Genomic DNA, 20291 nt, shown 5'->3' with positions numbered 1-20291 from the left:
TTAACGGCCGGACGTGATGCTCAGCCCTTTGAGCAGGCTCAGGGCCTGGGCCAACTGGTAATCATCGTCCTGTGGCATCGGCTTGGCTTTGCTGCCGGAGCCGGTCGGTTTATCGGCGCCGCCGTTACCGTTGCCCAGGTGACCCTGCAAGTCAGCTTCCTTGAAGTAGTCGCCGTCCTGCTCGCTGGTGATCTTGGCCTTGCGCACTTCGATGTCCGGGACGATGCCCTGGGCCTGGATGGAGCGGCCGTTCGGCGTGTAGTACAGCGCCGTAGTGATCTTCAATGCGCGGTCATTGTTCAGTGGCAGCACGGTTTGCACCGAACCTTTACCGAAACTGGTGGTGCCCATCAGCACGGCGCGTTTCTGGTCCTGCAGGGCGCCGGCGACAATTTCCGAAGCCGAGGCGCTGCCGCCGTTGATCAGCACGACCATTGGCACGGCTTCGCTTTCGTCCTTGCCGGTGGCTGAGAAACGCAGCTCGGAGTTGGCGATGCGGCCCTTGGTGTAAACGATCAGGCCCTTGGTGATGAAGTGGTCGACCACTTCCACCGCCGCCTGCAACACCCCGCCCGGGTTGTTGCGCAGGTCGAGAATGATGCCCTTGAGCTTCTTGCCGTTGTCTTTGCGCAGCTTGGCCAGGGCCTTGGAGACTTCTTCACCGGTCTTGACCTGGAACTGGGTGATGCGGATGTAGCCGTAGCCCGATTCCAGCAACTGGCTCTTCACGCTCTTGACCTGGATAACGGCACGGGCCAGGGTCACGTCGAACGGCGTGCCGCCGTCGCGCACCAGGGTCAGGGTGATTTTCTGGCCGATCTTGCCGCGCATCTTGTCGACCGCTTCGGTCATGCTCTGGCCACGGGTGGGCTGGCCGTTGATCTTGACGATGAAGTCCCCGGCCTGAATGCCGGCCTTGGAGGCAGGCGTGTCGTCAATTGGCGACACCACCTTGATGAAGCCGTCTTCGGCGCCGACTTCGATGCCCAGGCCGCCGAATTCCCCGCTGGTGCTTTCCTGCAACTCGGCGAAATCTTCAGGGCCGAGGTAGGCGGAGTGCGGATCGAGGTTGCTGAGCATGCCCTTGATGGCGTTTTCCAGCAGGGTCTTGTCGTCTACCGGTTCGACATACGCGGCCTTGATCCGGTCCATCACCTCGGCAAAGGTGCGCAACTCATCCAGCGGCAAAGGCGCCTTGGTGGTCGCAGCAGTGCCTGCAGGCGCAACCGCCGGCGCTGGTTGAGCGGCAAACGCCAGAGGCGCGCCGATCACCAGGGCGATCGTCAGGGCCAGCGAGGTAAGGCGGGACAAATGCAGCATGTCGAACGAACTCCTGAATTAGGCGACGCGCTTATCCTTGCGCGTGACACCATTGCGCCGGGTCACTCGGGTGACCCTGCTGACGAATTGCGAAATACAGCGCTGGTGTGTCCTGCCCGCCACTGTTACCGACAGTGGAAATAGGCTCACCGGCTTTTACAACGTCACCCGCAGACTTGAGCAGCGTCTGGTTGTGACCGTACAGACTCAAATAACCGTTGCCGTGGTCGAGAATCACCAGCAGCCCGGCACCGCGCAACCAGTCGGCGAACACCACGCGACCACCGTGTACGGCATGCACCGCACTGCCGGCGGACGCGCCGATCATTACGCCATCCCACTTGGTCCGGGCATCATCGCCACGGTTTTCACCGAAGCGCGCCAGCAGTCGACCATCGACAGGCCAGGGAAGTTTGCCGCGGGTTGATGCAAACGGGCCACCAAAGGTCTCGCCGGAACTGGAAACCAGTGCGCCGGGAGTCGACTTGACCGGTTTGCGTGGGGCGTCGTCGTTGGCATCTGCCAGCGCCTGGGCCTCACGTAAACGCTTTTTTTCGGCTTCCTGCTGGGCAATCAGCGCTTTTTGCCGCGCTTCCTCTGCCTCACGGGCCTGGCGGGCCAGGGTTTCTTCAATGGTTTTAAGGACTTTAGACAGGTCTGCCTGATCCTGCTCGCGCGCCGCCAGTTTCTGATCGCGAGCCTTTACGTCGTCATTGAGCTTGGCCAGGACTTGCTGGCGCTCCTTGCGGACTTTCTCGAGCTCGTCACGCTGGGTGTCGAGGCTGCTTTGCTGCACCAGCAGTTGCGCCTGCTGCATGGCGATGTCTTTCTCGACATTGGACAGTTGGCGCAGGGTTTCGTTGAAACTCTTCAACTGCTCCAGGCGAGCCTGGCTCAGGTAATCGTAATAGGTGAGGGTACGGGCGAATTTTTCCGGGTTTTGCTGGTTGAGCAGCAGCTTGAGGTATTCCTGGCGACCGTTCTGGTAGGCCGCGCGGGCCTGCATGGCGATCAGTCGTTGCTGTTCAGTGCGCGCGCTCTGGAGTTTTTTTTTCTCTGCATCGAGGCGCTGTAGCTCGGCTTCGCTTTTCTTCAGCTCTTTTTGCAGGGCTTCGACCTGCTTCTCGAGCTTGCCCATTTCGGTTTCGGTGCCCTTGAGCTCCTTCTGCACACCGGACTTCTCTTCCTGCAGCTTGCCCAGCAGTTTCTTCAGCTCGGCAATGTCCTGACGCGTGGCGTCCAACTGTTGTTGGGTTTCTGCGCGCTCGTCAGCAAAGGCCGGTTGGAGCAGGCATGTCAGAGCTAGGGCTATCAGGACGCGAAGCATAGGGGCGGGCGGCACCAGGGAAAGGGACGGCCTAGTATGCCCGCCATGGGCGGCAAAAAAAATGCCCATTTCTGACTGTGTGATAACTGGCCTGCAAAACACTGAAAACCAGTGTGGGAGCGAGCCTGCTCGCGAAAGCGGTGGTTCAGGCAACATTGCTGTTGGCTGACACTACGCATTCGCGAGCAGGCTCGCTCCCACAAGGTTTTTCAGTGTTCGGGATATCCCGGTTACACCAGAATCGAAGTCCCGGTCATTTCCGCCGGTTGTTCCAGGCCCAGCAACTTCAGCATGGTTGGCGCCACGTCTGCCAATACACCGCCTTCGCGGACCTTCAGGTCGCGCTTGCCGACATAAATGAACGGCACCGGCTCGGTGGTGTGCGCGGTGTGCGCCTGGCCGGTGGAGGCGTCGGACATTTGCTCGACGTTACCGTGATCAGCGGTGATCAGGGCTTCGCCGCCGACCTTTTCCAGGGCATCGACGATGCGGCCAACGCACTGATCCAGGCACTCGACGGCTTTGACCGCCGCTTCGAACACACCGCTGTGGCCAACCATGTCGCCGTTGGCGTAGTTGACCACGATCACGTCGTAACGCTGGTTTTCGATGGCGTCGACGATGCGATCGGTAACTTCCGGTGCGCTCATTTCCGGCTGCAAGTCATAGGTGGCGACTTTCGGCGATGGAATCAGGATGCGCTCTTCGCCCGGGAACGGTTCTTCACGGCCGCCCGAGAAGAAGAAGGTCACGTGGGCGTATTTTTCGGTTTCGGCGATGCGCAGCTGGGTCTTGCCGTTTTTCGCCAGGTAGTCGCCCAGCACGTTTTCCAGGCTGCCGGCGGCGAAGGCCGATGGCGCGGGGATACTGGCGGCGTATTGGGTCAGCATGACGAAACCGGCCAGTTTCGGCTGGCGGGCACGCTCGAACTCACTGAAGTTGTCTTCGACGAACACGCGGGTCAGTTCGCGGGCGCGGTCGGCGCGGAAGTTCATGAACACCACGGCATCGCCGTCTTCGACTTTGACCGGCTCACCGATGGAGGTGGCTTTGACGAATTCGTCGCTCTCGCCACGCTCGTAGGCCGCTTGCAGGCCTTCCTGGGCGGTGGCGGCGTTGAATTCGCCCTGGCCGTCGACAATCAGGTTGTAGGCCTGGGACACGCGGTCCCAACGGTTGTCGCGGTCCATGGCGTAGTAACGGCCGATCAGGCTGGCGATCCGGCCTTTGCCCAAGGCCTGGAAGGTCGCGTCGAGCAGTTCGATCGACGATTGCGCGCTTTTCGGCGGAGTGTCGCGGCCATCGAGGAAGGCGTGCAGGTAGATGTTCTGGGCGCCGCGCTTGAAGGCCAGTTCGGCCATGGCGACCAGGTGATCCTGGTGGCTATGCACGCCGCCATCGGACAGCAGGCCCATGAAATGCACGGCTTTGCCGGCGGCGACGGCCTTGTCCACGGCAGCGCAGATGGTCGGGTTCTCGAAGAACTCGCCGTCGCGGATCGATTTGGTGACGCGAGTGAAGTCCTGATACACCACGCGGCCGGCGCCCAGGTTCATGTGGCCGACTTCGGAGTTGCCCATCTGGCCGTCCGGCAAGCCGACGTCCATGCCGCTGCCCGAGATCAGGCCGTTCGGCACAGTAGCCCACAGGCGGTCCAGTACAGGCTTCTTCGCCGCGAAAATGGCGTTTGATTCGGGGCTGTCGCTGTGACCGAAGCCGTCGAGAATCATCAGGACCAAAGGTTTAGGCGTGGTAGTCATGGAATCCACTCGTGGCTGAGGTAAAAGGGGTAATGAAAAAAGGGAGTCGCAGTTTAAAGCGAAGTTCCGGCCACGTCACCGCCGGACGGGGTTTGGCCCACCATAGTGGCTGTGTATACTGGCCGACATTTTAACGCCCTGGAACCTCCTTCGATGGTTGCTCACCTGATTGAATTCGCCACTAACCACTACATTCTCGTCGGTATCTTCGTCGTACTGCTGGCGTTGCTGATTGCCTATCAAATGCAGGGCGGTGGCCGCAGCCTGAGCACCGGCGAACTGACCGGCCTGGTCAACAAGGACGCGGGTGTCGTGGTCGACATTCGTCCGAGCAAGGATTTTGCCGCCGGTCACATTGTCGGTGCGGTGAACATTCCCCAGGACAAACTGGCCGCCCGTGTTGGCGAACTGGAAAAGCACAAGGCCAAGACCATCATCCTGGTCGACGCCATGGGCCAGACCGCCGGCACCCACGCCCGCGAACTGATGAAGTCCGGCTTCACCGCCGCCAAGCTGTCCGGCGGTATTTCCAGCTGGAAAGCCGACAATCTGCCGTTGGTGAAGTGATATGAGCAGCGTCGTCGTCTATTCCAGCGATTACTGCCCTTACTGCTCGCGAGCCAAGTACCTGCTCGAGAACAAAGGCGTGGCCTTCGAAGAGATCAAGGTCGATGGCAAGCCGCAGGTGCGCGCTGCGATGGCCCAGAAGGCCGGGCGCACGTCCGTGCCGCAAATCTGGATCGGCAGCACCCACGTCGGCGGTTGTGATGATTTGTTCGCCCTGGAGCGCGCCGGCAAGCTCGACGCGCTGCTCAAGGCCTGACGGCAATACCCCAAACAAGCAAACCTACAAGAACCCTGGATCAAGAAGGATCTGCGATGACTGACCAACAGAACACTGCTGCGAACGAAGAAGAAACTGCACCGCAATTCTCCTTGCAGCGCATTTATGTGCGTGACCTGTCCTTCGAAGCTCCGAAAAGCCCGGCGATCTTCCGCCAGCAGTGGGAGCCGAGCGTCGCGCTGGATCTGAACACCCGTCAAAAGACCCTGGAAGCCGACTTCCACGAAGTTGTGCTGACCCTGTCGGTTACCGTGAAAAACGGTGACGAAGTGGCGTTCATCGCCGAAGTGCAACAGGCCGGGATCTTCCTGATCAAGAACCTGGATGACGCTTCGATGAGCCACACCCTGGGTGCGTTCTGCCCGAACATCCTGTTCCCGTACGCTCGCGAAACCCTGGACAGCCTGGTCACCCGTGGTTCGTTCCCGGCACTGATGCTGGCCCCGGTGAACTTCGATGCGCTGTACGCACAAGAGCTGCAACGCATGCAGGCTGCTGGCGAGACTCCGACCGTTCAGTAAGCACTTCTGAGCGTCGAAGCAAGTCCAATGTGGGAGCGGGCTTGCTCGCGAAAGCGGTTTTTCAGTCAACATTCATGTTGAAGCTGATGACCCCTTCGCGAGCAAGCCCGCTCCCACATTTGTTATGCGCTGTTACGTGAAGTCGTTCTGGCGCCAGGCTTCGTAAACAGCCACAGCCACGGTATTGGACAGGTTCAGGCTGCGGCAGCCCTCGCGCATTGGCAGACGCAGGCGTTGCTCAGCGGGCAAGGCGTCCAGCACCTCGGCAGGCAGGCCACGGCTTTCCGGGCCGAACAGGAATGCATCACCGGGGACGAAACTGGCGTCGTGGAACGGACGCGAGCCTTTGGTGGTGAAGGCAAACACCCGCGGGTTGCCCAGGCTTTCCAGGCAGCTGGCCAGGTCCGCATGGCGTTGCAGGGTGGCATACTCGTGGTAGTCAAGACCGGCGCGGCGCAGGCGCTTGTCGTCCATCTCGAAGCCCAGCGGTTCGATCAAATGCAGGTGGCAGCCACTGTTGGCGCACAGCCTGATAACGTTGCCGGTGTTCGGCGGAATTTCTGGTTGGAAAAGGATGACGTGAAACATGCACGGCTCCGAAGGTAAAGATGACGCGCATTCTACGCCGCCGGAAGGCGTGCGTTCGAAACTATTCCTGCCGGTGATGGGCTCGCTGGCGATTGTCGGGGTGATGGTCGGGATGATGATCGGTCGCCTGACCACGCCAGACCCCAGTCAGTTGCAGCAGGTCGAGGTGACGAACGACGGGCTGGTGGTGTGGTTCAACAACGAGCCCAAGACCCACGGCGAAATCGTCGACGGCAGTGTCGCGCTGCTGTTTGGCGCCGAGGGCAAGGCGCAGAAAGGCCAGCTCAAGCTCGATGGCAAGGACGTGAACTGGCGGGTACGCTTGAGCGATGGCGGGGTGTTGCTGACACTGGTCGCGGCCCGGCCCCTGCAGGGCGAGTGGGCGGGTAGCGAGATCGACGACCGCTGGCGGCTGGAGATCCATCTGCGGGAGCAATAAAAGAGGGAATCCCCGGCCTGCCTGTACCAAGGTTCCCGAAACGGGAGGCTCGTCGCGAGTGCGGTGTGAGCCTGGTGTAAAAGAGGGGAATCCCCGGCCTGCCTGTACCAAGGTCCCCGAAACCGGTCAGGTGAACTGATTCACCTGAAAGGGTTATTGCAGGGGGCGTGCCAGGTTTTAACAATGCGCAACAAAATAACGCCTCAAAACGTCGAAAGCCCCGTAATCCGGGGCTTTCGTGTTTTTTCGATAGGGGTTCGATTGTGAACGCAGGCGGGGTTTTGGATCGGTTGCTGTGCGCGATTGCGGTTCACGGTGCATTCAGGCGGTGCACTCCGACCCTTAAAAGCATCGCGGGCAAGCCCGCTCCCACAAGGTCAGTGGTGTTCACGCAATCGTGAAAACACCGAAGCCCACTGTGGGAGCGGCGGTGCGACGATTCGACTTGCCCGCGATTGGATCTAATGATCAGCGAAGAACCAAAGGCGGATCAGCCCTCATCCCCCTCATCATCATCCCCACCATCTACCTTCATCCCCAATTCCTTGATCTTGCGGGTCAGGGTGTTACGTCCCCAGCCCAGCAAAACCGCGGCATCGCGGCGGCGACCGGCGGTGTGTTTGAGCGCGGTCTCGATCATGATCCGCTCGAAGGCCGGCACGGCACTGTCGAGCAGGCTCGACTGACCGCGGGCCAGCGCCTGGTCCGCCCACTGGCGCAGGGCCTGTTCCCAGTTGGTCACGGGGGCCGAATCCTGCGGCAGGCTCAGCAACTCCGGCGGCAGGTCGCCGATGTGCACTTCGCGACCCGAAGCCATCACTGTGATCCAGCGGCAGGTGTTCTCCAGTTGCCGCACGTTGCCGGGCCACGGCAGGTTCTTCAGGTATTCCTCGGTTTCGTTTTTCAGCAACTTCGGCTCGACGGCCAGCTCCTGGGCGGCGCGGCTGAGGAAGTGCCTGGCCAGGGTCGGGATGTCTTCGCGACGATCCGACAGGCGCGGGATGTGGATGCGGATCACGTTGAGGCGATGGAACAGGTCCTCACGGAATTTCCCGGCATGCACAAGGGTTTCCAGGTTCTGGTGAGTCGCAGCGATGATGCGCACATCGACCTTCACCGGCACATGACCGCCGACGCGGTAAAACTCGCCATCGGCCAGTACGCGCAGCAATCGGGTCTGGGTATCGGCCGGCATGTCGCCGATTTCATCGAGGAACAACGTACCGCCGTCCGCCTGTTCGAAGCGTCCGCGACGCAGGTTGGCTGCGCCGGTAAACGCGCCTTTTTCATGGCCGAACAGTTCGGATTCCATCAGGTCCTTGGGGATCGCCGCCATGTTCAGCGCGATGAACGGCGACGCTGCCCGCGGGCTGTGGCGGTGCAGGGCGTGGGCCACCAGTTCTTTGCCGGTACCGGATTCGCCGTTGATCAGCACGGTGATGTTGGAGTGGCTCAGGCGGCCGATGGCGCGAAACACCTCCTGCATCGCCGGTGCTTCACCGATGATTTCCGGGGTGCGGGTCAGGGTCGGGGCGACTTCCAGGCCTTGTTGTTCCTGGGCGTGCTGATTGGCGCGCTTGACCAGGGAAACCGCTTCATCGACGTCGAACGGCTTGGGCAGGTACTCGAAGGCGCCGCCCTGATAGGACGCGACAGCGCTGTCCAGATCGGAGTGAGCGGTCATGATGATGACCGGCAACCGTGGATGCTGCTCGCGAATCCGCGCCAGAAGGTCCAGGCCGCTGGCGCCGGGCATGCGGATGTCGGAAATGATCACGTCCGGTTGCTGGCGCGCCAGGCGGCTCATCACGCCATCGGCGCTGTCGAAGCTTTGCGTGGTCATGCCTTCCTGTTGCAAGGCTTTTTCCAGGACCCAACGGATAGAACGGTCGTCATCGACGATCCACACGGTTTCACTACGGCTCATGTCGATGTGGCTCCTTGTTCCAGTGGCAGAAAGATCGAGAAGGTGGTGTGGCCGGGGTGGCTGTCACATTCGATCAGGCCCTGGTGCTGGCTGATGATGTTCTGGGTAATGGCCAGGCCCAGCCCGGTACCGTCCGGACGACCGCTGACCATGGGGAAGAAAATGGTTTCCTGAAGCTCCGCAGGGATGCCCGGACCGTTGTCGATGATCTCGATCTTGGTCACCAGGCGATGGCGCACGTGGCCGATGGTGAACTGACGCATGGTCCGGGTGCGCAGGCTGATGCGACCCAGGCGCAGTTCGTTCTGGCTGCTGATGGCCTGCATCGCGTTGCGCACGATGTTCAGCACGGCCTGAATCATCTGTTCACGGTCGATCAACACGTCGGGGATGCTTGGGTCGTAGTCGCGCACCAAAGTGATGCAACCCTGGCTTTCAGCCTCCACCAGTTGGCAGACACGCTCCAGCACTTCGTGGACATTGCACAGGGCCAGTGACGGCAGCTTGTTGGAGCCGAGCATGCGATCCACCAGATTACGCAGGCGGTCGGCTTCTTCGATGATGACGTTGGTGTAGTCGCGCAGGCTTTCTTCCGGCAGTTCGCGGGCCAGCAATTGCGCCGCGCCGCGGATCCCGCCCAAGGGGTTCTTGATTTCATGGGCCAGGCCACGCACCAGCATCTTGCTGGTTTCCTGCTTGGACAGCTGCGCTTCTTCCTTGGTGATCCGCAGCAAGCGGTCTCGAGGGTGGACCTCGAGCAGCAGCATCGTGTCGCCATTGCTCAGGATCGGCGTTACGGCGTAGTCAACGGTCAGGGTCTGGCCGGTGAGGGCGGTGAGCATGGCTTCGCGCTTGGTGAACGGGTGCGCTTGTTCGACAGCCTGGCGCAACGAATTCAGCGCTTCGGCCGATTCGGTAAACAACTCACTAATGAACTGCCCATGGCTGCGCTGGCCGCTGATAGCCAGCAGCATCTCCGCCGCCGGGTTCATGTACTCGAGGCGCAGTTCGGCGTCGAGCAGGATGGTGGCGGTGGTGAGGTTATCGAGTAGCAAACGGTGGAGTGCGTCGCTAATGGTCATCGGGACCTCTTTTAGGGCAGAGCATGCGCAAGAAAACAGCGCTGATACGGGCAAAATGCAAAAACCAAACCAAGGCTCCGAAAAGAAGCGTTCGGCGCCTGAAACAGGCGTTTGACGCTCGTTTGCGTGGCGCTTTGCCAGCTTTCGCGGGTAGTTTCGAACCAAAATGGGTTGGAATGTGAGTACGGTGCATATGTTTGCACCAATATAGTGCGCAAACCTGAACGAGGTTAGAAAAGTCGCAGGAACGGATTTTTTTCTTCAGCGGGCTTGTCGCTGAGGGGGCATTCCGGCCGCTCACCGTAGTCATCGAGGGTGCAGGGCTTGATCTTGCGCTTCTGGGCGATAGATGTGCGCTGCACGTGGAAGGGTTGGCTGGCGGTGCGTTCGACGATGCGTCCCTGCTCATCGAGAATTTCCACGGACAGGGTATGGCTGCCGCGATCGATATTGCTCAACGGGAATACCGGGCTCAAGCCGGGTTCGGCGGTAGGCTCGCCATCGAGCAGCAACCGGTAGCGATGACCGGGTTGCAGGCCGGGCTCGTTGGTGACGCTGACGATGAGTTCGCCGGTGTTGTTGCGGATGGTTGCGTCGGGTTCCGGGACCAGGATGCGCAGCACGTCATAGTGGAACGGCACTTGTACTTCAGGGCTGCCCTGGGCAATCAACGGCGTTGCAGGGGCGGGGTTGGCCGCTATTCGATTGCTCTTTGTCAGCGGTACAGGCCTGGTGTTACCGGGTTTGGGGTGGTCAGTGAAAACCCGGTTGCCTTGGGGGTCAACGTAAGTGAAGACCTCCGCCGACGCGGGCAGCGCGATGAAGCAGGCGATCAGCAACCAGGTTTTCAAGGCGAGTGTGCCCGTTGCACGGTGAAGGTCGTGGTTGGGCTTTGCTGCACTATTTTTTCGCCATCGATCACTTGCACGGCGAGGCGGTGTTCGCCGCGATCGATGTTCACCAGTTGCAGGATCGGCACATTGCCTGGCTGGCCGTAGGGCTGACCGTCCAGCAGCAGGCGCAACAGATGGGAGCCTTGCAGGCGCGGTTTGATCATTACGTTGATCGTGAAGGTGCCATTGTTGGCGCGTAACGCTTCTGTGGTGGGCAGGCCGGTGAGTTCCAGTTTTTCGTAGGCGCGGTGGGCCGGCTCGGTGTCATCGCCTGACAGAGGTTGCGCCGGATCGATGGGCGGTTGACGCTCGATGCTGTTGATCGGTGGCAAATCAACCGCCCGGGCGTCAATGCCATTGGGCGGTTGATTGCTGTAGGCGGTATTGCCGGCGGCATCGGTGTATTTGTAGATTTGGGCCATCACAGGAAACATGAAGGACAGCAGTAGAAGAAATAAAAGTGGCCGCATTCAGACTCCCTGTGTGAAGCAAAGACTACTCCGCCAATGGAATACCCTCGCTGCCAGCATAGAACACAACAAGTTCTACCGGTTCATCACCGGTGACTCCGCGGTGGGTGATATTGACCATCTCGGCCACTGCTTCGCCTTGCCTGACGCGGCGGATCTGGCCACTGTCCTTGCTCTCTATCGTCAGCTCGCCGCTGAGGATATACGCCGCATTTGGCATGGCATGGGTATGCCATGGAAGTTGTGTATTGGCCGGAATTTTCAGTTTGAGCACTGACAGTTCTGGTTCGGCGTAAGGGTAATGGGTGTAAGGCGTGCTGTCCCAGGATGTGCTGCTTTGCAACAGGACTTTGCGCTCAATCGCTGCTGTGGGCGTTGAGTTACTACAGCCCTGTAGCGCAACAGTGATGAGGGTGGCAAGCAGCGGGGGGAGCATGGATCGCTTCATGTTTCCGTCCTTTGATTTCAAGACGGTACAGGCTACGGGTGGCTCATATTTTTTTAAGCCGGACGTTGCCGTGAATGCCCGGGGAAACATGGACTCCTTGCGTGAGAAGTTGCCCACAAAAAAGGCCTCCCGAAGGAGGCCTCTTTTTGTCACGCCGCTTGCGCAGGCGCTACCGGATCAGCAGCTGTAGTACAGCTCGTATTCCAGTGGGTGTACGAAGGTACGTACCTTGATTTCTTCTTCGCTTTTCAGGGCGATGTAAGCGTCGATGAAATCGTCGCTGAAAACGCCGCCTTTGGTCAGGAACGCACGACCTTTGTCCAGCTCTTCCAGGGCTTCTTTCAGGCTGCCGCAAACTTGTGGGATCTCTTTGGCCTCTTCAGGCGGCAGGTCGTACAGGTTTTTGTCAGCGGCGTCGCCAGGGTGGATCTTGTTCTGGATACCGTCCAGGCCAGCCATCATCAGTGCGGCGAAGCACAGGTACGGGTTGGCAGCCGGATCCGGGAAGCGTGCTTCGATACGGCGGGCTTTAGGGCTCGACACGTAAGGAATACGGATCGAAGCGGAACGGTTGCGAGCCGAGTAGGCCAGCATCACTGGAGCTTCGAAGCCTGGAACCAGACGCTTGTAGGAGTTGGTCGCCGGGTTGGTGAAGCCGTTCAGGGCCTTACCGTGCTTGATGATGCCGCCGATGAAGTACAGGGCAGTGTCGGACAGGCCGGCATAGCCTTCGCCTGCGAAGGTGTTCTTGCCATCCTTCCAGATCGACATGTGTACGTGCATACCCGAACCGTTGTCACCGTACAGCGGCTTAGGCATGAAGGTAGCGGTACGGCCGTAGGCATCGGCAACGTTGTGCACGACGTACTTCAGGGTTTGGGTTTCGTCGGCTTTCTTCACCAGGGTGTTGAACTTGACGCCGATTTCGTTCTGGCCGGCAGTTGCCACTTCGTGGTGGTGAACTTCGACGGTCAGGCCCATTTCTTCCAGTGCGTTGCACATGGAGGTACGGATTTCGTGGTCGTGGTCGAACGGTGGAACCGGGAAGTAGCCGCCTTTGACGCCTGGACGGTGGCCCTTGTTGCCGCCTTCCACGTCCTGGTCGGACATCCACGAACCTTGTTCGGAGTAGATCTTGAACATCGAACCGGAGATGTCGGACTTGAACTTCACCTGGTCGAAGATGAAGAACTCTGGCTCCGGGCCGCAGAATACGGTGTCGCCAATGCCGGAGGCTTTCAGATGCTCTTCAGCGCGCTTGGCGATAGCACGTGGGTCGCGATCGTAGCCTTGCATGCTCGAAGGATCGACGATGTCGCAGGTCAGGATCAGGGTCGGCTCTTCGGTGAACGGGTCCAGTACGGCAGTGCTGTCGTCCGGCATGAGGATCATGTCGGAAGCTTCGATGCCTTTCCAGCCAGCGATGGAGGAGCCGTCGAACATCTTGCCGACTTCGAAGAAGTCTTCATCCAGCCCGTCGCGAGCCGGCATGGTCACGTGGTGCTGAGTGCCTTTGGTGTCCGTGAAGCGCAGATCAATCCACTTGACGTCATGATCTTTGATGAGTTGAACCGACTTCGACATACTGTCCTCCGGGGTGGATTAGGGCGGGTAGTGGATGCCCTTAATGTTTGTGATGCCGGCGCGAATACTCTGCCAAGGCAACCTGCCTCACAAGGGAGCAAATTGCATGCCAGTGCCCCAGCATGGGTTTTTTGCTCCAAATTCACGCTTATAAGACGCAAAAGCACCTTAAAGCGGAAAATCCCGCCCTACAATGTGGCGTCGAAATTGCGAAGTGACCTGTTTTGGTGCGCTCGAAACCTTCTGCACATTAATTGGTTAAACCTTGAGCAATTTCCGCTATAATCCGCGCCCCCCTTTTTCGGCAGGCCTCGCGCGCGCTGTTTCCATGAAATTAATCGTAAAAGTCTTTCCAGAGATCACCATCAAGAGCCGCCCGGTACGGATGCGTTTCATCCGCCAGTTGGCCAAGAACATCCGTGCCGTGCTCCGCGATCTGGACCCGGCTGTGGTGGTGAACGGCGTGTGGGACAACCTCGAGCTGGAAACCCGCGTCAGCGACCCCAAGGCCCTGAAAGAGATGGGCGAGCGCCTGAGCTGCATGCCGGGTATCGCGCACTTCCTGCAAATCGACGAGTACCCGCTGGGCGATTTCGACGACATCGTTGAAAAATGCAAGCAGCACTACGGTGATGCGCTGGCCGGCAAGATCTTCTCGGTGCGTTGCAAGCGCGCCGGCAAGCACCCGTTCAGCTCGATCGATATCGAGAAATATGTCGGCAGCCAGTTGCGCCGTCAGTGCGGTGCCGCCGGGATCGACCTGAAAAAGCCGGAAATCGAAGTCCGCATCGAAGTTCGCGACCAACGGTTGTTCGTGATCCACAGCCAGCACAACGGCATCGGCGGCTATCCGCTGGGTGCCCTGGAGCAGACGCTGGTGCTGATGTCCGGCGGCTTCGATTCCACCGTTGCGGCCTACCAGATCATGCGCCGCGGCCTGATGGCGCACTTCTGCTTCTTCAACCTGGGCGGACGTGCCCACGAACTGGGCGTCATGGAAGTCGCGCATTTCATCTGGAAGAAGTACGGCAGCTCCCAACGCGTGTTATTTGTCAGTGTGCCTTTCGAAGAAGTGCTGGGAGAAATTCTCGGCAAAGTCGATAACAGTCATATGGGCGTAGTATTGAAGCGTATGATGTTGCGCGCTTCCTCCCGGATTGCCGATCGACTGCACATCGAAGCGCTGGTGACCGGTGAGGCGATCTCCCAGGTGTCGAGCCAGACGCTGCCGAACCTGTCCGTGATCGATTGCGTGACCGACAAACTGGTCTTGCGCCCGCTGATCGCCAGCCACAAGCAGGACATCATCGACACGGCCAACGAGATCGGCACCGCCGATTTCGCCCGACACATGCCGGAGTACTGCGGCGTCATCTCGGTCAATCCGAAGACGGCCGCCAAACGCTACCGTGTCGAGCACGAAGAGAAAGAATTCGATATGGCGGTGCTCGAGCGTGCGCTCGAAAACGCCAAGCTGGTGCCGATCGATCGCGTGATCGACGAATTGGGCCAGGACTTGCAGATTGAAGAAGTCAGCGAAGCGCTGGCCGGTCAGATCGTCATCGACATCCGTCACCCGGATGCCGCTGAAGACGACCCGCTGGACCTTGCTGGCATCGAGGTACAAACGATGCCGTTTTATGCACTGAACGCTCGTTTCAAGGAACTGGACCCTACTCGCCAGTACCTGCTGTATTGCGACAAAGGCGTGATGAGTCGCCTGCATGCCCACCATTTGCTCAGTGAGGGGCATGCCAATGTGCGCGTTTATCGACCGAGCTAAGTGCCCGGGGCTGTTTGCCTGTGGCTTGCGTCACCGGCCCCCCGATGCCGCCGTCAAGCTGTAACGGCTTTCACGGACGCTACTGTTAATCGCTGCCAAGACTTGTCAGCACACCGAATCCTCTGATCGAGATACACAAGTGATCGAAAATCTACGCAACATCGCCATCATTGCCCACGTTGACCATGGTAAAACCACCCTGGTAGACAAACTCCTGCGTCAATCCGGCACCCTGGAGCGCAACGAGCTCAACGACGAGCGCGTGATGGACTCCAACGACCAGGAAAAAGAGCGCGGTATTACCATTCTGGCGAAAAACACCGCCATCAACTGGAACGGCTACCACATCAACATCGTGGACACCCCGGGCCACGCCGACTTCGGCGGTGAAGTTGAACGCGTAATGTCGATGGTCGACTCCGTTCTGCTGCTGGTTGACGCTCAAGACGGCCCTATGCCGCAAACCCGTTTCGTGACCAAGAAGGCTTTCGAAGCCGGCCTGCGTCCGATCGTGTGCATCAACAAGGTTGACCGTCCAGGCGCGCGTCCGGACTGGGTTCTGGACCAGATCTTCGACCTGTTCGACAACCTGGGTGCCACCGAAGAACAACTGGACTTCAAAGTCGTCTACGCCTCGGCCCTGAACGGTATTGCCGGTCTGGACCACAACGAAATGGCTGACGACATGACCCCGCTGTACCAGTCGATCGTCGACAACGTACCGGCGCCGGCTGTTGACCGTGAAGGTCCGTTCCAGATGCAGATCTCCGCACTGGACTACAACAGCTTCCTGGGTGTTATCGGCGTTGGCCGTATCGCTCGTGGTCGCGTCAAGCCGAACACTCCGGTTGTTGCCATCAGCGCCGACGGCAAGAAGCGTACCGGTCGTATCCTGAAGCTGATGGGTCACCATGGTCTGCACCGTGTAGACGTTGAAGAAGCTGCAGCAGGCGACATCGTGTGCATCAGCGGTATGGACGAGCTGTTCATCTCCGACACCCTGTGCCAGCTGGACACCCCGGAGGCGATGAAGCCTCTGACCGTCGACGAGCCAACCGTTTCCATGACCTTCCAGGTAAACGACTCGCCATTCTGCGGTAAAGAAGGCAAGTTCGTGACCTCCCGTAACATCAAGGAGCGTCTGGACAAAGAGCTGCTGTACAACGTTGCACTGCGCGTTGAAGAAGGCGACTCGGCTGACAAGTTCAAGGTTTCCGGCCGTGGCGAACTGCACCTCTCGGTACTGATCGAAACCATGCGTCGCGAAGGCTTCGAAATGGCTGTAGGCCGTCCGGAAGTGATCATCCGTCTGGTTGACGGCGTGAAGCACGAACCGTACGAAAACGTCACCATCGACCTGCCGGAAGAATCCCAGGGCAAGGTGATGGAAGAGATGGGCCTGCGTAAGGGCGACCTGACCAACATGGTGCCGGATGGCAAGGGCCGTGTACGTCTGGAATACAACATCCCTGCTCGTGGTCTGATCGGTTTCCGTAACCAGTTCCTGACCCTGACCAACGGTGCTGGCATCCTGACCTCGATCTTCGACCGTTACGACGTGATGAAGTCCGGCGACATGTCCGGCCGTCAGAACGGCGTTCTGGTTTCGGTTGAAACCGGCAAGGCTCTGACCTACTCCCTGGAAACCCTGCAGGCACGTGGCAAGCTGTTCGTTGAACACGGTCAGGAAATCTACAACGGTCAGATCGTTGGCCTGAACAGCCGTGACAACGACCTGGGCGTCAACCCTACCAAGGGCAAGAAGCTCGACAACATGCGTGCTTCGGGTAAAGACGAAACCATCGCCCTGGTTCCACCTGTTCGTTTCACCCTGGAACAGGCTCTGGAATTCATTCAGGACGACGAGCTGTGTGAAGTGACTCCTAAGTCCATCCGTCTTCGCAAGAAGATCCTGGACGAAAGCGAGCGTACCCGCGCTGCCAAGAAAGCCAAGGCATAAGATTTAGCCAGGCTTAAAAAAACGCCCCCGGTCGAGAGACCGGGGGCGTTTTTGTTTGTCTGCGATTTGTGCGGTGTTTGTGTCGGCCTCATCGCTGGCTTGCCAGCGATGACGGCTGGTCAGCCGCCAAAAATTTCGGGAGGTATCAGAACCCCTCGATACTCCGCGAACTGCGCTCGCGCTCCACTTCTTTTGGCTTATAAGCGCAATACCCCGGCCGCGGGCCGATTTTCGGGTGATTGCGGCAAGTATCCGGGCGCTTTTCATAAATAGTGCACAGACGGCTCTTACGATCCAGGTACAGGCAATCGTTGTTGCTCATGCGCTGGAGGGTAAAGATTCCGGACTTCTGGTTGAAGCGCTCGACCAAACCTTCCTTTTGCAGGCGTTTGGCGATGTTCTTCGGCGGATCGCCCAGCTCGAACTCGTCGACCACGCCGATGCGGATCAGATCCTTGATCTTGACCTCGACAGGCAGGGTGCAGCAGCTGGACATGCACGAGCCGCACATCGGGGCAGAGTACTTGGCCCAGGTATCGAGGCGGTCGATCTCTGCGGCAGCGATCAGGTTCGGCTTCATCATGGTTTGTTACCAGCGTGTGCATCAGGGCGCGCGATCATACCGGGACTGGTGGATTTTTGAACAACCTTTCGCCAGTTTTTTTCACAGACGGCACAAACAACCGGAAAATCGGCACGGGCCCTGCATTCATTCAGGCACATGACGCGACATTGTCGATCCAGCTCGTATTCAAGGGAAAAACTGCCGAACCAGAGCCTCTACCGCCTGTCAGACCGTCTAGGCTCAGACAACTCCAAGCTCGCTCGAGGTCCTATCGATGACTCAAGAACCACTTGTTCGCGAAGCAGAGGTGGCCGCATTCCGCGACGCCGTCTTGACCAAACTCACTTATGCAGTGGGTAAAGACCCGGATCACGCCTTCGACCATGACTGGTTCGAAGCCATCGCCCTGGCCGCGCGGGACCACATGGTCGAGCACTGGATGGACCACACGCGGCAGATCTACCGCAAAGGTCAGAAGCGCGTCTATTACCTCTCCCTGGAATTTCTCATCGGCCGGCTGTTGTTCGACAGCCTGAGTAACCTCGGCTTGCTCGACGTGGCCCGCGAAGCCCTGACCGAACTGGGTGTCGACCTTGAGCGCATCCGCTTGCTGGAGCCCGATGCGGCCTTGGGCAACGGCGGCCTCGGGCGCCTGGCGGCGTGTTTCCTGGAAAGCATGTCGACCCTCGGCATCGCCGGTCATGGCTACGGCATCCGTTATGAACACGGGTTGTTCCGCCAGGCGATTGTCGACGGCTGGCAGCAGGAGCAGACCGAACACTGGCTGGATTTCGGCAACCCGTGGGAGTTCGAGCGGCCGGAAGTGGTGTACCCCATCGGTTTTGGCGGCAGCGTTGAAACCGTGACCGATGAAAACGGCAAGTCCAGGCAAGTCTGGCACCCGGCGGAAACCGTACGGGCGATTGCCTATGACACGCCGGTGGTCGGCTGGCGCGGGGCAAGCGTCAACACGCTGCGCCTGTGGCGTGCCCGGGCCATGGAAGACCTGCATCTGGAGCGTTTCAACGCCGGTGACCACCTGGGCGCCGTGGCCGAAGTGGCCCGGGCCGAAAGTATCTCCCGGGTGCTGTACCCGGCGGACAGCACCGAGGCCGGCCAGGAGCTGCGCCTGCGCCAGGAGTACTTCTTCGTCGCCGCCTCATTGCAGGATCTGCTGCGCCGCCATCGCAACATGCACACCTCGGTGCTGACCCTGGGCGACCACGCGTCGATCCAGCTCAACGACACTCACCCCTCGATTGCCGTGGCGGAACTGATGCGGCAACTGGTCGACGTCTATGACGTGGCTTGGGATGCGGCGTGGCAGGTCACCGTCGATACGCTGTCCTACACCAACCACACATTGCTGCCCGAAGCGCTGGAAACCTGGCCGGTCGGCTTGATGGAACGCATGCTGCCGCGGCACATGCAGATCATTTACCTGATCAACGCCCACCACATCGACTCCTTGCGGGCCAAGGGCATTCACGACTTTGACGTATTGCGCGCCGTGTCGCTGATCGAGGAAGACAACGGTCGTCGGGTGCGCATGGGCAACCTGGCGTTTCTCGGCTCCCACAGCGTCAACGGTGTGTCCGGGTTGCACACCCAACTGATGCGCAAGACGGTGTTCTCCGAATTGCACAAGCTGTACCCGGAACGAATCAACAACAAGACCAACGGCATCACCTTCCGCCGCTGGCTGTACCAGGCCAACCCCGAGCTGACCTCGATGCTGGTCGATACCCTGGGCCCCGAGGTGCTGGACAACCCGGAACAGCGTTTGCTCGCCCTCGAACCGTTCGCCGAGAAAAGTGCCTTTCGCAAGGCGTTTGCCGAGCAACGCCTGCATAGCAAGAAAGCCCTGGCGTACCTGATCCATGAGCGGCTGGGTGTCGCGGTCAACCCGGCGGCGATGTTCGACGTGCAGGTCAAGCGGATCCACGAATACAAACGCCAGTTGCTCAACCTGTTGCACACCGTGGCGCTGTACCAGGCGATCCGTGCGGAGCCTGAAATCGACTGGGTGCCACGGGTGAAAATTTTTGCTGGTAAGGCTGCCGCGAGTTATCACCAGGCCAAACTGATCATCAAGCTGACCAACGACATCGCCCGGGTAGTGAACAACGACCCGACCGTGCGCGGCATGCTCAAAGTGGTGTTCCTGCCCAACTACAACGTCAGCCTGGCGGAGAGCATCATTCCGGCGGCGGACTTGTCCGAGCAGATCTCCACCGCCGGTTTCGAAGCGTCAGGCACCAGCAACATGAAGTTCGGCCTGAACGGCGCGCTGACCATCGGCACCCTGGACGGGGCCAACGTGGAAATGTGCGAACGCATCGGTGCCGAGCACATGTTCATCTTCGGCCTCAGCGCGCAGCAGGTGGAAGCGCGCAAGCAGAACCATGAGTTCAGTGCCGTACCGGACATCGCTGCGTCCCATCGCCTGAACGATGTGCTGCAAGCGATTCGAGGCGGGGTGTTCTCCCCGGATGATCCGTCCCGTTACACCGGGTTGATCGACTCGCTGGTGGATTACGACCGCTTCCTGGTCTGCGCCGATTTCGACTCCTACTGGAACGCACAGATGCGCGTCGAAGCCCATTGGCACGATTCCAAGGAATGGTGGCGTTCAGCAGTGTTGAACACGGCGCGGATGGGTTGGTTCTCGTCGGACCGGACCATTCGCGAGTACGCCACGGAAATCTGGAAGGCACTGGAGTAGTTTTCAGCCAGAATGCCCGGCGACTAGCGGGTCTGATCGATATACTGAGTGGCAA

General features: G+C 59.6%; 18 protein-coding genes. 7 read left to right on the top strand and 11 right to left on the bottom strand.

What is annotated here, in order from left to right:
• The 3 genes from ACLD1X_RS17520 to gpmI form a co-directional block, all read right to left on the bottom strand.
• Positions 1–1320: a S41 family peptidase gene (locus ACLD1X_RS17520; RefSeq protein ID WP_429369748.1), complete on the bottom strand. Its 1320-nt coding sequence runs from the start codon at positions 1318–1320 to the stop codon at positions 1–3.
• Between the two features lie 31 nt (positions 1321–1351).
• A complete protein-coding gene (locus tag ACLD1X_RS17515; RefSeq protein WP_429369746.1) occupies positions 1352–2647 on the bottom strand; it encodes a murein hydrolase activator EnvC family protein in 1296 nt (431 codons plus the stop codon).
• 230 nt (positions 2648–2877) lie between these two features.
• The gene (gpmI, locus tag ACLD1X_RS17510; RefSeq protein ID WP_429369744.1) at positions 2878–4407 is read right to left on the bottom strand and encodes a 2,3-bisphosphoglycerate-independent phosphoglycerate mutase; all 1530 of its coding nucleotides are present in this window, start codon (positions 4405–4407) and stop codon (positions 2878–2880) included.
• Positions 4408–4560: 153 nt separating this feature from the next.
• On the opposite strand from gpmI, the gene ACLD1X_RS17505 reads away from it, so the two are divergent.
• The 3 genes from ACLD1X_RS17505 to secB are packed head-to-tail and all read left to right on the top strand — an operon-like array spanning position 4561 to position 5772.
• Positions 4561–4974, top strand: a complete 414-nt coding sequence (locus ACLD1X_RS17505) for a rhodanese-like domain-containing protein (protein WP_007989216.1) — start codon at positions 4561–4563, stop codon at positions 4972–4974.
• Between the two features lies 1 nt (position 4975).
• Positions 4976–5230, top strand: coding sequence for a glutaredoxin 3 (gene grxC / locus ACLD1X_RS17500; RefSeq protein ID WP_008018956.1), 255 nt, complete (start codon positions 4976–4978; stop codon positions 5228–5230).
• A gap of 56 nt (positions 5231–5286) precedes the next feature.
• Positions 5287–5772 carry a protein-export chaperone SecB gene (secB, locus tag ACLD1X_RS17495; RefSeq protein ID WP_057397192.1) on the top strand — a complete coding sequence of 162 codons (486 nt, stop codon included), beginning with the start codon at positions 5287–5289 and terminating at the stop codon, positions 5770–5772.
• A gap of 132 nt (positions 5773–5904) precedes the next feature.
• Here the strand turns inward: secB and ACLD1X_RS17490 are convergent, their stop codons facing one another.
• Entirely contained in the window at positions 5905–6360 is a 456-nt protein-coding gene (locus tag ACLD1X_RS17490) for a tRNA (cytidine(34)-2'-O)-methyltransferase (protein WP_429369741.1), read from the bottom strand.
• Here ACLD1X_RS17490 and ACLD1X_RS17485 point away from each other — a divergent pair.
• Entirely contained in the window at positions 6359–6799 is a 441-nt protein-coding gene (locus ACLD1X_RS17485; RefSeq protein ID WP_429369739.1) for a hypothetical protein, read from the top strand. The genes ACLD1X_RS17490 and ACLD1X_RS17485 overlap by 2 nt on opposite strands.
• Before the next feature lie 490 nt (positions 6800–7289).
• On the opposite strand, the gene ntrC is transcribed toward ACLD1X_RS17485, so the two are convergent.
• The 6 genes from ntrC to glnA form a co-directional block, all read right to left on the bottom strand.
• Positions 7290–8726: a nitrogen regulation protein NR(I) gene (ntrC, locus tag ACLD1X_RS17480; RefSeq protein WP_429369737.1), complete on the bottom strand. Its 1437-nt coding sequence runs from the start codon at positions 8724–8726 to the stop codon at positions 7290–7292.
• On the bottom strand, positions 8723–9808 hold the full coding sequence (glnL, locus tag ACLD1X_RS17475) for a nitrogen regulation protein NR(II) (RefSeq protein WP_008018951.1): 1086 nt from the start codon (positions 9806–9808) through the stop codon (positions 8723–8725). Before glnL ends, ntrC begins: the two co-directional genes overlap by 4 nt.
• Before the next feature lie 230 nt (positions 9809–10038).
• On the bottom strand, positions 10039–10659 hold the full coding sequence (locus ACLD1X_RS17470; RefSeq protein ID WP_429369735.1) for a DUF4124 domain-containing protein: 621 nt from the start codon (positions 10657–10659) through the stop codon (positions 10039–10041).
• Positions 10656–11171, bottom strand: coding sequence for a DUF4124 domain-containing protein (locus ACLD1X_RS17465; RefSeq protein WP_429369733.1), 516 nt, complete (start codon positions 11169–11171; stop codon positions 10656–10658). Before ACLD1X_RS17465 ends, ACLD1X_RS17470 begins: the two co-directional genes overlap by 4 nt.
• Positions 11172–11196: 25 nt before the next feature.
• A complete protein-coding gene (locus ACLD1X_RS17460) occupies positions 11197–11619 on the bottom strand; it encodes a cupin domain-containing protein (protein ID WP_429369731.1) in 423 nt (140 codons plus the stop codon).
• Positions 11620–11796: 177 nt separating this feature from the next.
• Entirely contained in the window at positions 11797–13203 is a 1407-nt protein-coding gene (gene glnA, locus ACLD1X_RS17455) for a type I glutamate--ammonia ligase (protein ID WP_429369729.1), read from the bottom strand.
• A gap of 328 nt (positions 13204–13531) precedes the next feature.
• On the opposite strand from glnA, the gene thiI reads away from it, so the two are divergent.
• Both thiI and typA read left to right on the top strand, forming a co-directional pair.
• On the top strand, positions 13532–14986 hold the full coding sequence (gene thiI / locus ACLD1X_RS17450; RefSeq protein ID WP_322617630.1) for a tRNA uracil 4-sulfurtransferase ThiI: 1455 nt from the start codon (positions 13532–13534) through the stop codon (positions 14984–14986).
• Between the two features lie 139 nt (positions 14987–15125).
• On the top strand, positions 15126–16946 hold the full coding sequence (gene typA / locus ACLD1X_RS17445; protein WP_429369727.1) for a translational GTPase TypA: 1821 nt from the start codon (positions 15126–15128) through the stop codon (positions 16944–16946).
• A gap of 145 nt (positions 16947–17091) precedes the next feature.
• On the opposite strand, the gene ACLD1X_RS17440 is transcribed toward typA, so the two are convergent.
• Positions 17092–17529 (bottom strand): YkgJ family cysteine cluster protein, encoded by a 438-nt coding sequence (locus tag ACLD1X_RS17440; RefSeq protein ID WP_429369725.1) that lies wholly within the window; start codon positions 17527–17529, stop codon positions 17092–17094.
• A 256-nt stretch (positions 17530–17785) separates the two neighbouring features.
• Here ACLD1X_RS17440 and ACLD1X_RS17435 point away from each other — a divergent pair, with 256 nt between their 5' ends.
• Complete coding sequence (locus ACLD1X_RS17435) at positions 17786–20236, top strand: glycogen/starch/alpha-glucan phosphorylase (RefSeq protein ID WP_429369723.1); 2451 nt, start codon at positions 17786–17788, stop codon at positions 20234–20236.
• Positions 20237–20291 lie beyond the last annotated feature (55 nt).

The sequence above is a fragment of the Pseudomonas sp. 18173 genome (genome assembly GCF_050432945.1).
GTDB lineage: Bacteria > Pseudomonadota > Gammaproteobacteria > Pseudomonadales > Pseudomonadaceae > Aquipseudomonas.
Note: the sequence above shows the minus strand (reverse complement) of the source record. Positions and strands in the feature narration are given on the sequence as shown.